Source organism: Mesorhizobium shangrilense (assembly GCF_028826155.1).
Lineage (GTDB): Bacteria > Pseudomonadota > Alphaproteobacteria > Rhizobiales > Rhizobiaceae > Arvimicrobium > Arvimicrobium flavum.
Genome location: NZ_JAQGPN010000001.1, coordinates 2363945 through 2376152 on the forward strand (window position 1 = coordinate 2363945; position 12208 = coordinate 2376152).

At 65.2% G+C, this 12208-nt stretch carries 10 protein-coding genes and 1 other RNA gene; 8 read left to right on the forward strand and 3 right to left on the reverse strand.

From position 1 onward, the window contains the following. Positions 1–8: 8 nt before the first annotated feature. A complete protein-coding gene (locus tag PD284_RS11460; protein WP_274628328.1) occupies positions 9–3737 on the reverse strand; it encodes a hydantoinase B/oxoprolinase family protein in 3729 nt (1242 codons plus the stop codon). 103 nt (positions 3738–3840) lie between these two features. On the opposite strand from PD284_RS11460, the gene PD284_RS11465 reads away from it, so the two are divergent. Continuing rightward, positions 3841–4356 (forward strand): winged helix DNA-binding protein, encoded by a 516-nt coding sequence (locus tag PD284_RS11465; protein ID WP_274628329.1) that lies wholly within the window; start codon positions 3841–3843, stop codon positions 4354–4356. 395 nt (positions 4357–4751) lie between these two features. On the opposite strand, the gene PD284_RS11470 is transcribed toward PD284_RS11465, so the two are convergent. Next, a complete protein-coding gene (locus PD284_RS11470) occupies positions 4752–5696 on the reverse strand; it encodes a DMT family transporter (RefSeq protein ID WP_338036647.1) in 945 nt (314 codons plus the stop codon). An 85-nt stretch (positions 5697–5781) separates the two neighbouring features. Between PD284_RS11470 and PD284_RS11475 the strand changes: the two genes are divergently transcribed. The 4 genes from PD284_RS11475 to rnpB all read left to right on the forward strand — a co-directional run bounded on the left by PD284_RS11475 (position 5782) and on the right by rnpB (position 8677). Beyond that, positions 5782–6498, forward strand: a complete 717-nt coding sequence (locus tag PD284_RS11475; RefSeq protein WP_274628330.1) for a J domain-containing protein — start codon at positions 5782–5784, stop codon at positions 6496–6498. Continuing rightward, a complete protein-coding gene (locus PD284_RS11480) occupies positions 6495–7259 on the forward strand; it encodes an N-acetylmuramoyl-L-alanine amidase (RefSeq protein WP_274628331.1) in 765 nt (254 codons plus the stop codon). The genes PD284_RS11475 and PD284_RS11480 overlap by 4 nt, the downstream gene beginning before the upstream one ends. 189 nt (positions 7260–7448) lie before the next feature. Continuing rightward, complete coding sequence (locus PD284_RS11485) at positions 7449–8135, forward strand: lytic transglycosylase domain-containing protein (protein ID WP_274628332.1); 687 nt, start codon at positions 7449–7451, stop codon at positions 8133–8135. A gap of 93 nt (positions 8136–8228) precedes the next feature. Continuing rightward, positions 8229–8677: RNase P RNA component class A (rnpB, locus tag PD284_RS11490), an RNA gene on the forward strand. Between the two features lie 187 nt (positions 8678–8864). On the opposite strand, the gene PD284_RS11495 is transcribed toward rnpB, so the two are convergent. Then, positions 8865–9980, reverse strand: a complete 1116-nt coding sequence (locus PD284_RS11495; RefSeq protein ID WP_274628333.1) for a cystathionine gamma-lyase — start codon at positions 9978–9980, stop codon at positions 8865–8867. Positions 9981–10358: 378 nt separating this feature from the next. Here PD284_RS11495 and mraZ point away from each other — a divergent pair, with 378 nt between their 5' ends. Genes mraZ through ftsL form a run of 3 tightly spaced genes read left to right on the forward strand, consistent with a single transcriptional unit; the run spans position 10359 to position 12206 of the window. Further along, entirely contained in the window at positions 10359–10817 is a 459-nt protein-coding gene (gene mraZ / locus PD284_RS11500) for a division/cell wall cluster transcriptional repressor MraZ (RefSeq protein WP_274628334.1), read from the forward strand. Beyond that, positions 10814–11830, forward strand: a complete 1017-nt coding sequence (rsmH, locus tag PD284_RS11505) for a 16S rRNA (cytosine(1402)-N(4))-methyltransferase RsmH (protein ID WP_274628335.1) — start codon at positions 10814–10816, stop codon at positions 11828–11830. The genes mraZ and rsmH overlap by 4 nt, the downstream gene beginning before the upstream one ends. Before the next feature lie 4 nt (positions 11831–11834). Continuing rightward, positions 11835–12206, forward strand: coding sequence for a cell division protein FtsL (gene ftsL / locus PD284_RS11510; protein WP_274628336.1), 372 nt, complete (start codon positions 11835–11837; stop codon positions 12204–12206). Positions 12207–12208 lie beyond the last annotated feature (2 nt).

Below are 12208 nucleotides of genomic sequence, written 5' to 3' on the forward strand. Positions count from 1 at the left end.
CCGGGTTCCTACCCGCGGCCAAAACCTCCCGCCGTCGGCGTGGTGACGATCACGGCCTCGCCGGCGTCCAGAACAGTCTGGTCGCAGGCCTTGAGTGTTTCGATGTTGCCGTCGTTGCGGCGAACCTTGGTCGATCCGACTTCGCCGTCACCGCCGCCCGCGATGCCCTGCGGCGGGCGGTTGCGGTGCGACGAGAGGATCGCGCACTCCATCCGCTCCAGGAAGCGGATCGTGCGCCGGGTGCCGTCGCCGGCGCTCCACTTGCCCTTGCCGCCGGACCCCTCGCGGATGTGGAAATCTTCGAGCAGGACCGGGAAGCGCAGTTCCAGGATCTCGGGATCGGTGAGGCGCGAGTTCGTCATGTGGGTGTGGACGCCTGATGTGCCGGCAAAACCGCGCCCGGAATTCATCTGGCCGGCCGGCGAGCCTGAGCAGATCGTCTCGTAATACTGATACTTTTCATTACCGTAGGTGAGGTTGTTCATGGTGCCCTGCGCATTGGCGAGCGCGCCCATGGCCCCGAACATGGCGTTGGTGACGTGCTGCGACGTCTCGACGTTGCCGGCGACGACGGCGGCCGGGTAGCTCGGCCGCAGCATGCAGCCGTCGGGGATGACGATGTTGATCGGCCTGAGACACCCGGCATTCATCGGGATGTTGTTCTCGACCATCACGCGGAAGGCGTAGAGCACGGCGGCGCGGGCAACCGGCTCAGGCGCGTTGAAGTTGTTCTTCATCACCGGGGAGGTGCCGGTGAAGTCGACCGTCGCCTCGCGGTTCTCGCGATCGACGGTGATCTTCACCTTGATCGCCTGGCCGGTGTCGGTCGGGTACTCGTACTCGGAACTGTCGGGCAGGCGCTCCAGCACGCGGCGCACGCTTTCGGCCGCATTGTCCTGGACGTGCCCCATATAGGCGTTGACGACGTCCAGGCCGAAATGGGCGACCATCTTCCTGAGTTCTGCCACACCCTTCTCGTTGGCGGCGATCTGCGCCTTGAGATCGGCGATGTTCTGGTGCGGGTTGCGTGCCGGGTAGGCGTGGTCGGTGAGAAGGTCGTGCAGTTCCTTCTCCCGGAACCTGCCGCGCTCCACGATGCGGAAGTTGTCGAACAGCACGCCTTCCTCGTCGACGGTGGTCGCAAGCGGCGTCATCGAGCCCGGAGCGGTGCCGCCCACATCGGCGTGATGGCCGCGCGAGGCTGAGTAGAAGAGGATCTCCTTGCCGGCGTCGTCAAACACCGGCGTCACCACCGTAATATCAGGCAGATGGGTGCCGCCGTTGTAGGGTGCATTCAGCGCGAAGACGTCGCCAGGATGGATGTCGCCCTCGTTCAGCCGGATGATCGTCTCGACGGAACGGTCCATGGAGCCCAAATGCACCGGCATGTGCGGGGCGTTTGCGACGAGCGCGCCGTCCCGGTCGAAGACGGCGCAGGAGAAATCCAGCCGCTCCTTGATGTTGACCGAATAGGCGGTGTTCTGGAGCGTCACGCCCATCTGTTCGGCGATCGACATGAAGAGGTTGTTGAAGACCTCCAGCATCACCGGATCGGCCTCGGTGCCGAGCGCCGCCTGCCGGCGCTTCTTCTCGACGCGGCGCAGAAGCACGTGATCCTTGGGCGTGATCTCGGCCTGCCAGCCCGGCTCGACGACGATCGTCTGATGGCTCTCGATGATGAGGGCGGGACCGGCGATGCGGCAACCAGGGTCTAGGTTAGGCGTCCCATCGTCATATCTGCGGAAATACACGCCCGCCTTTTGCCAAGCACCGTCCACAAACACATCAATGTCGCGGTGTGGGGGCCGTGAGTGCGTTACGCCGTCCAAATCACGTTCATCACGGCCCTTGGTGCTGGCGTCAGCGCCCTCGACGCCGACCGCCTCCACGATCATCGGCTTGTTCTCGTAGATGAAGCCGAACTGCGCCTTGTGCGCGGCCTCGAAGTCACGCCTGGCTTCCGCGATCGAGCCGTGGGCGAAGGCAACGGGCAGGGCGGTATCCGTACCGTCGTAGCGGATCTGCAGCACCGGCCGCGTTGACGCCGAGGTCTCCGCGACGCCTTGCGCTGCCAATTCGTCGAGCACGGCGGCGCGCAGCGTGCCGATGAGGTCCTCGATCTGCCCTAACGATTCGCCGGCCAGCGGCTGGAGCAATGCCTGCTGGCGCGAGGCAAAGACCGAGGCCAGCCCGATGCCATAGGCCGAAAGCAGGCCGGAGAAGGGATGGATCAGCACGGCCTCCATGCCGAGAGCGTCGGCCACGAGGCAAGCATGCTGGCCGCCGGCGCCGCCAAAACAGTTCAGCAGGTACTCGGTGACGTCGTAGCCGCGCTGGACGGAGATCTTCTTGATGGCGTTCGCCATGTTCTCCACGGCGATGGTGATGAAGCCCTCGGCCACGGCTTCCGGCGTGCGGCCGTCGCCTATTTCGGCAGCAAGCGCCTCGAATTTCTCGCGCACGACGGCGATGTCGAGGGGCTGGTCCTGTTCGGGTCCGAAGATGGCGGGGAAGAATTCTGGCCTGAGCTTGCCGAGCATCACGTTGGCGTCCGTCACCGCCAGCGGGCCGCCGCGGCGATAGCATGCGGGGCCGGGATTGGCGCCGGCGGAATCAGGACCGGCGCGGAAGCGGCCGGCCTCGAAATGCAGGATCGAGCCGCCGCCAGCCGCCACCGTGTGGATGCGCATCATCGGCGCGCGCACCCGCACGCCGGCGACCTCGGTATCGAAGGCGCGCTCGTATTCGCCGTCATAGTGGGCGACGTCTGTCGATGTGCCGCCCATGTCGAAGCCGATCACCTTGTCGAACCCGGCGAGTTTTGCCGTCTCGACCATGCCGACGACGCCACCGGCTGGACCGGAGAGCAGGGCGTCCTTGCCCTGGAACATGTCGGCTGCGGTGAGGCCGCCGGACGACATCATGAACATCAATCTTGGGCTCACGGCCGCGCGCTCGCTTCGCTCGCTGGCCTCCGCCGGGGCGGCCGACGACGGCCGACGCGCAGTCGCGCTTGCGGGCTTCGCCTGTTCCGATTCGATTCCGAGTTCCTCCGCGACCTGGCCGACGTAGCGCGACAGGATCGGCGACAGGTAGGCGTCGACCACGGTGGTGTCGCCGCGGCCGACGAGCTTTACCAGCGGCGAGACCTCGTGGCTGACGGAAACCTGGCCGAAGCCGAGGTTGCGGCAGGCGCGGGCAACGACCTGCTCGTGCTCGGGGAACTTCCAGGCATGCATGAAGACGATGGCGATGGCGTCGATGCCGTCGGCCTTTGCCTGCGCGATAGCCGGCTGCACGGCAGCCAGGTCGAGCAGCTTCTCGACCGTGCCGTCGGCGCGCACGCGTTCCTCGACCTCGATCACGCGCTCGTAGAGCTGCTCGGGAAGGATGATCTCCTTGGCGAAGATGTCGGGCCGGGCCTGGTAGGCGATGCGCAGGGCGTCCCGAAAACCCTTGGTGATGAGGAGCGCGACCCGGTCGCCCTTGCGCTCCAGCAACGCATTGGTGGCGACTGTCGTGCCCATCTTGATGTCGCCGATCAGCCCCGCAGGGATGGGGGCGCCGGCGGTGACGCCGAGGAGGTCGCGGATGCCCTGGATGGCTGCGTCCCGATAGGCCTCGGGGTTCTCCGAGAGCAGCTTGCGCGGATGCAGGCTGCCGTCCGGCGCGCGCCCGACGATGTCGGTGAAGGTGCCGCCACGATCAATCCAGAAATCCCAGGTCTGCGCGGTCATGGCACTCTCTCCCTGCTGGACAATCGCCTGTTTGGCGACTAAAAAGCAAATCACAGACAAAACGTCAACATTTTATCTATGAAATGGAAGCGAGGCTTCGCGCATGAACCCTGGCTCGCTTGGCCCCGTCGTATCGGCAGCGCATCTCGCAGACGGTGCGCTGCCGGCCCTCTCGGAGATGGAATACGCGCTGACGCTGCTGAACAACGCCTTCCACCGCTGGATCGTGCGCTGCACGACCGCGGCGGGAGTGCCAGGGCTCGCGGCGATCGACGTGCTCGTGCTGCACGCCGCCAATCATCGCGGGCGGGAAAAGACGCAGGCCGACATATGCCTGATGTACAACATCGAGGACACGCACGTTGTCGCCTATGCGGTAAAGAAGCTTGAGGCGCTGAAGCTGCTGGAGACCGGCAAGCGCGGCAAGGAGAAGACGGTAAAGGTTACGAAGGAGGGCGCCGAGGCGTGCCGGCGCTACCGCGAGGTGCGCGAGGAACTGCTAGTGGCGGGCGTCGCCGACATGCAGTTCGGCGACGGCAAGCTCAGCTCGGCGGCCGCATTGTTGCGTGCGCTGTCGGGCCAATACGACCAGGCGGCGAGGAGCGCGGCCAGCCTCTAGGCGCGACGGATTGCCGAGTATTTCGGGAAGTCGTGTGCTGACGCCCTGTTACAGAATGTAAGCGTAAGTGAAGCAACCTCACGCACTTGTGCCCATTTCCTGATCAACCGTCCCGATGAGGGGCTTGTTGAGAAGGAGAGTTGTAGTGAAAAAATTGATTCTTGCGTCGGTTTCCGCTCTCGCCCTGTTTGGCATTGCTGCCTGCAGCGACAGCGGGACCGGGTCGGATGCGACCACGACGCAGAGCACGAACCCGCCGGCTACCGAGCAGCCGACGACTCCGCCGGCCACGACGACCGAGCCCATGAAGCCCGCTGAGCCGGCTCCGACCGCGCCTGCAAACTGAGGGTTCGCGACGGACTGTAGATGGAAGGTGGCCGGGTTTCCCGGCCACGCTATCTCGCGACGCGCGCCTTGCGGCCGAGCATGACCACTGCCACCACCGCCACCGCGAAGACAATCGTGCTGCCGGGGATCGTTTCTCCGAGTAACGCCGCCGAGAAGGTCAGCGTGAAGAAGCTCTGAAGGAGCTGCACCTGGCTAACCCGCGCTATGCCTCCCATCCCCAGGCCGATATTCCAGGCGAAGAATCCCAGAAACATCGAGCCGAAGCCCAGATAGAGGAAGGCGATCATTTGCGAAGCCGTGGCGTTCCCATATTCCGGCTGGACGATGAGCATCGTCGCTGGGATCGAGACCGGCGCTGTCAGGACCAGCGCCCATGAGATGACCTCCCAGCCCGGCATCTTCTGCGAAAGCCTTCCCGATATGACGTAGCCGAGGCTCGCGGCGACGGCAGCGCCCATCAGCCACAGATCGCCGGTCGTCAGGGTGAAGCCGTTGTCGGTGATCGCGAATGTGACGACCAGTGCCGCCCCGGCCACCCCGCACAGCCAGAACAGCGGCGAGGGGCGCTCGCCGGCGATCAGCGCCGCGAAAATGCTGGTCGTCAGGGGCAGGATGCCCAGCACCACGCCGCCGTGCGAGGCCGGCACGGTCTGCATGGCGATGGACGACATGATCGGAAATCCGAACACCAGAAGGACGCCGGCAGCGGCGAGCGCGGGGATGTCGGCGCGCGGCAAACGGCGTCGCAGCAGGAGGAGGAGCACCGCGGCCGCTACGGATGCGACCGCCGCCCGGCCGAACGTGACGAAGGAGGGACTGAAGATCTCCAGCGCCACTCGCGTGGCCGGCAGCGTTCCCCCGAATATGGCGACGCCAAGCAGTCCGAGGGCCAGGCCGGCGGTTTCTCGGGAGCGGGAGGGAGTAGAGCCAGTGGCGGACGCGAGGGTCATGTGCGCCACGTAAACGCTGCGGTCCGCGGCCGTCTTGGCCAATCTATTGGTCCAGAGCCCTGCGCAGGATGACGCTCACCCCATGCTTTCTCTTCAACAGGCGCGCGAAACCTCCTATGGAGGCAAAATGTCAATTTGGACCCGACTCGGCGAATTCGCCCGGCGCGTCGCCTCCACCGCGAATGCCGGGGTGGTGGACGTGGCCGCAGCGCTGCGCAATGCGTTTCTCGGCGACCCGGAACTGCATCGCAAGGTTGCCTTCTCGGTAGCCATGATCGCGCTCTCGGCCAAAATGGCGAAGGCCGACGGGGTGGTGACGCAGGACGAGGTCCGCGCCTTCCAGCAGATTTTTTCCATCCCGCCCGGGGAGGCGCGCAACGTCACGCGGCTTTACACCCTGGCGCAGGCCGACATCGCCGGCTTCGAGAGCTATGCGGCGCAGATGGCGAAGATGTGCGGCTCGGGCAAGCCGAACTGCCGGATGCTCGAGGACATCCTGGACGGGCTGTTCCACATCGCCAAGGCCGACGGCGTACTGCACGAGCGGGAAGGGCGATTCCTTCACACGATCGCGCATATCTTCAAGATCGAGGACACCCACTACGAGACCATCCTGTCGCGGCACGTCAGCCTGGGCTCGGCCGACCCATATGTGGTGCTGGGCATCGAGCGCGGGCGCTCCTTCGACGAGGTGAAGAAGCATTACCGCAAGCTTGTCGCCGAGAACCATCCGGACCGGTTGATCGCGCGCGGCGTGCCGGAGGAGTTCATCGCGATTGCGACGACGCGCATCGCGGCGATCAATGCGGCCTATGAACTGATCGAGAAGGGGCTGCGCCTGTGAGCGGGTTCCTGGCCGACCAGCCTGGCGCCGAGGTGAGGGTCTCGCCGAATTTCGGCCAGCGCCGCGAGAGCATTCGAACGGACATGATCATCCTCCACTACACAGGCATGAAGTCCGGCGCTGCGGCCGAGTCCTGGCTGTGCGACCCGGCGAGCGAGGTTTCGTCCCACTACCTCGTGCACGAGGACGGACGCATCGTGCAGATGGTGCGCGAGAGCGATCGCGCGTGGCATGCCGGCAAGAGCTCGTGGCGCGGCGTCACCGACATCAACTCGTGTTCGGTCGGCGTCGAAATCGTCAACCCCGGCCACGAGTTCGGCTATGTCGACTTCCCCGACGACCAGATCGCGGCCGTCATCGGGCTCTGCAAAGGCATCTCGCAGCGTCATGGCGTGCCCTGTGAAAGGGTGCTTGCGCATTCGGATGTGGCGCCGGGACGCAAGGTCGACCCGGGCGAGCGTTTCCCGTGGGAGAAATTGTTCCGCTCGGGGCTTGGTCATTTCGTCGCGCCGGAGCCGGTCGGCGGGGAGCCGCGACTTGCCCTCGGCGACCAGGGACAAGCCGTGGAAAACCTGCAATCCATGCTCGCCCTGTATGGCTACGGCATCGAAATCACCGGCGTGTACGAGTCGGCCACACGGACGGTAGTGAACGCATTTCAAAGGCATTTTCGCCCCGGACGAATCGACGGGATCGCCGATGGGTCCACGAGCCTGACGCTGAGGAAGCTGCTCGAGGCGCTTCCCGAACCGATCGGCTGATCGGGCGTTTTCTTCGATCACCTAATATATCAATACGTCATGCAACGTGACTTGGTGGGTCACGTTTGACGCCAATTCCGCCTTCAATGGGCCTGCTGTCCACGCCGGGCCTGCATTCGACGGGCCCAGAATCACAGCCCAGCCACTGCCATCCGTAGCAAGTGGCGTTGAGAAAGACACCGGAAAGTAATGAAGAAACTGTGTGTTTTGACGGCGGCCCTTGCCGCCGGCCTGATGAGCTTTGCCGCAAACGCCCAAGACCGCGTTACCGATGCCTCGAAAGCAGGCGCCAAGGTGGTAAGCGACAAGGTCGATCTCGCAGCGGCGTCAAAGCCATCCAAGCCGAACGCGGTGATCGGGGAAAAGTGCCCGTATCTGCTCGGATGCGGCGACACGACCGCGGGCAAGAGCGCCGACAAGGCCGCCAGCAAGGCCATCGACAAGACGAAGACCGCCTCGATCGGCAAGAAGGCAGCCAACACGACGAGGTCGTCGGCCTCCGGCCGTCCCTTCGCTTCCATCGTAGCGAAGTATGCCGCCACCTATGGCGTTCCTGCGGACCTCGCCCATGCGGTGATCCATGTCGAAAGCAGCGGCCGTCCCAACGCCCGCGGCAGCGCCGGCGAGATCGGCCTGATGCAGATCAAGCCCGCCACGGCGCGCATGATGGGCTACTCGGGGTCGGCCAGCGGCCTGTTCCACCCGGAGACCAATATCAAGTTCGGCATGAAGTACCTTTCCAAGGCGCACGAGCTTGGCGGAGGCACCACCTGCGGCACCATCCTGAAGTACAACGCCGGACACGCCGCCAAGCGGATGAACAAGATCTCGTCCGCCTACTGCGCCAAGGTACAGCGCCTGCTCGGCAGCATCTGAGCCGACGGGACCAAAGCGGCCCCGCCGACGAAAACGCCCGCTCCGGCGGGCTTTTCTGTTGCATTCGCCGACGGCGTTGCATAACTGCGCTTGCCAGCTGGCTGGGCGGCCGCACCCATCAACGCCGAAAGGTGGTGGGTGAGGAAAGTCCGGGCTCCATGGAAACACGGTGCCGGCCAATGGCCGGCGGGGGCAACCCCAGGGAAAGTGCCACAGAAAGCAGACCGCCCCGCCTTTAGTTCGGCTGGCCTCCGTGGCCTGCATCCAGCGATGGAGCCGAAGTAACGGCGGGGTAAGGGTGAAAGGGTGGGGTAAGAGCCCACCGCGCGACCGGCAACGGAAGCGGCACGGTAAACCCCACCGGGAGCAAGACCGAATAGGGACGGTGCGAAGGGAAACCTTCGGGGGCGGTTTTCAGCCCACTGTCCGGGTAGGTTGCGTGAGGCATCCGGCAACGGATGCCCAAGATGAATGGCCGCCACGTTCCGCCGCCGCAAGGCGACGGGGCCATACAGAACCCGGCTTACAGGCCAGCTGGCACACTCTTCACGAAAAGTCTGGGAATCGAATGGCTTGCCGGCAACGGCTGCGATTCCGATTCCGCGTCTTCATGGATCGAATCAGGGCGACGAGCCGGCAGCCCTGCTTCGAAGGCGATCATTTCTCACCATGCGCATCCGGACGTGCTTCGCGACAAGTGTGGGGGAGCCTGGAGCACGAGGAAGTCGGCTAGTCCTGGTCCGCCCCATCCAGCGCCGTCTCCAGCGCCTTCCAAAGTTCCTCTGTCGGTTCGCAGCCGACCGAGAGCCGTACGAAGCCCGGCGCGACGGCGTCGCCCCAACGGGCGCGGCGTTCAGCCGAAGTGTGGACGCCGCCGAAGGATGTCGCCGGCTGGATGAGTGCGCACTCGTTGATGAAGCGCTCGGCGGCGCTTTCGGAGGCAAGCGTCAGCCCGATGAGGAAGCCGAATCGCTTCATCTGCGTGCGGGCGAGATCGTGCGAGGCGTCCGTCGGCAGTCCGGGGAAGCGGATGTTCCTGACGGCGGGATGTGCAGAAAGCCGCGGCGCGATCGTCTCGGCGGTCCGGCACATGCGGTCGAAGCGGACGTCGAGCGTCTCTAGCCCGCGATGGACCAGCCATGCCTCGAAGGGACCCGGTATCGAGCCGGACAGTTTTCGCCACTCGCGGACCGCGGCGACGATGGTCGGGTCGTTGCTGGCGACGTGTCCGAACAGCGTGTCCGAATGGCCGTTGGGCGCCTTGGTGTCGGCCGAGACGACAACGTCGACCCGGAATTCCAGCGGCCGCTGGCCGTAGGGGGTCATCGTCGTGTTGTCGGCGACGACGAGCGCGCCGGCCTCATGGGCGGCCGAGGTCACCGCAGAGAGATCGCACAGGTCGAGCCCGGGATTGGATGGGGTTTCCACATAGACCAGCCGGTAGCCGTCGAAGCCACCCTCCATGAAGCTGGCGGTGGGCCGCAGGTCGGTCGTCACGCCGAAGGATTTCAGGAAGCGTTCTGCCAGTACGCGGGGCGTATAATAGGCGTCGGATGGCAGCAGGACGCGGTCGCCCGCACGCAATAGGCCGAAGAGCACCGCGGAGATGGCCGCCATGCCGGACGGGAAGGCCACGGCCTCGGCATCCTCGAGATGCGACAGCATTTCCTCGACCGCCTCCCAGGTCGGATTCTCCGAGCGCCCGTACTGGTGGAAATTGCCTGGTTCGCCCGGGAGGTGGAACATCGCAGCCATGGTGAGCGGAGGCGGGACGGGGTCCCCTTTGGCGAGGTGCCGACGGCGGATGTGCGCGACTTCCGCGGCGCGCTGCTGGAGATCGGTCATGTGGCCATCCTGATTTGGTGGATCAGGTCTACGACCGCGCCGGCGCCGCACGCAATGGGCCATGACGCACGGCTTCATAACCCTTCGTTAGGCTTAATGGATCATAAATGCCGGCAGGGCGGGAAAACCCTGTCCCTCCCGCGATTTACGCCTGTTGTGAAGGCTTCTCCCGTTGACGCCCATGCCGCCCCATGATACCCCATCTGCCTAATCAATATCTTGTTGCAGTAGCGGGTGACGCGTTCGCCGAACTTCCGGTCTCGAGGGGCGGAGGGTCAGGCGCATTCTTCTGTGGCGGGGCAGTGCGGGGACCGCGCCAAAGCGGTGCGGCACGACAAATGGAACGGGGCATGGCGGCACTCGAGGCCGTCGCGGCGCATGGATCGTTTTCTGTCGAGTGCGGTGAACAGGATAGACGCGAAGGGCAGGGTTTCCGTGCCCTCCGGCTTCCGCGCGGTCGTCCAGAAGCGCGGCTATTCCGACCTCTACGCGATACGGCAGCTGGACCTGCCGGCCCTGGATGTCGGCGGGCCGGATCTGCTCGACAGTTTCGAGCAGCGGATCGCGCAGGAGGACCCGCTGCTACAGGCGTCGGACGACCTGGCCTATTTCTACTACGGAGACGGCGCCTTCCTGAAGCTCGACCAGGACGGGCGGATCACGGTCACCGATTTCATCAGGGAGCATACCGGCATCACCACGGACGTCGCTTTCGTTGGCAAAGGCAAGGTCTTCCAGATGTGGGAGCCGGAACGGTTTCGCGCCTATGGCGCAGAAGTGAGGGCGAGACTGCTGAAGCGTCGGCAGGACGCTGCAGGCTCGGGGAGATCGGAATGATGGCGGGCCACGGCGACGAACACCTCGCCGTTGGCGGACCGGCTCGCCACATTCCGGTTCTCCTGAACGAGGTGATGGATGCGCTTGCGCCCAAACCGGGCGATCTTGTCGTGGACGGCACGTTCGGCGCCGGCGGCTACACGAGCGCGATCCTGAAGACCGGCGCCTCCGTCGTCGCCATCGACCGCGACCCCGATGCGATCGCTGCTGGCGCGCCGATGGTCGCTGCGTCGGCCGGACGTCTGCGACTGGTGCACGGCGCCTTCTCGCATCTCGATGAGGCGGCCGATGCGGTCGACGGCGTCGTTCTGGATATAGGGGTCTCGTCGATGCAACTCGACGAGGCGGAGCGGGGCTTTTCCTTCCGCGCCGACGGACCGCTCGACATGCGCATGGCGCAGGCCGGGCCGACCGCGGCCGACGTCGTCAACCGGCTTAAGCCGCAAGACCTGACGCGCATCTTCGGGCTGCTCGGCGAGGAACGTCATGCGGGCCGCATCGCCCGCATGATCGAGAGGCGCCGGGCGTCGAAGCCGTTCACACGGACGTTGGAACTCGCCGACGCGATAGAGACTCATATCGGGCGCAATCCCAAGGACAAGATCCATCCCGCCACGCGCGTGTTCCAGGCGCTGCGCATCTTCGTCAACGACGAACTCGGCGAACTGGCGCGCGCGCTGTTTTCAGCCGAACGCGCGCTGAAGCCCGGCGGGCGACTGGTCGTCGTCACCTTCCATTCGCTGGAGGACCGGATCGTCAAGCGGTTCATCGCCGACCGATCGGCAAACCCGGCCGGTTCGCGCTACCTGCCCGAGGTGAAGGTCAACGCGCCCACCTTCGAGAAAAAGGGCGGCGCGGTGGGCCCGACTGAAGCCGAGGTGGAAACCAACCCCCGCTCGCGTTCCGCCAAGCTGCGGGCGGCCGTGCGCACGGCCGCGCCGGCGCGGGCGGGCGATCCAGCGATATTCGGCCTGCCAAGGCTTCCCGAACTCTTGCGTCCGGAAGAGAGGTAACAGCGTGTTCCGCACCAGCGACATGATCATGCTCGCCGTCATCGTGGCGTCGGCTGCGTTCACCTACAAGACCAAGCACGAAGCCGAGAACCGCTTGTCCGAGATTCGCAAGATCGAAGCGCAGATCCGCTTCGAGGAGGACACGATCGACGTGCTGAAGGCCGATTGGAGCCTCCTCACGCAGCCGGTGCGGCTGGAGCGGCTGGTGAAGGCCTATGAAACGGAGCTCGGCCTCAAGACGGTCGAAGCCACCCAGATCGTGCGGCTCAGTGACCTTCCGGAGCGGCCGCTCACCATCGAGGACCTGGTGAGTGATCCCGCCGCCATGGCCGGTCTTGAGACGGATCCGGTCGTGACGGGGACGGTTGCGCAATGAAG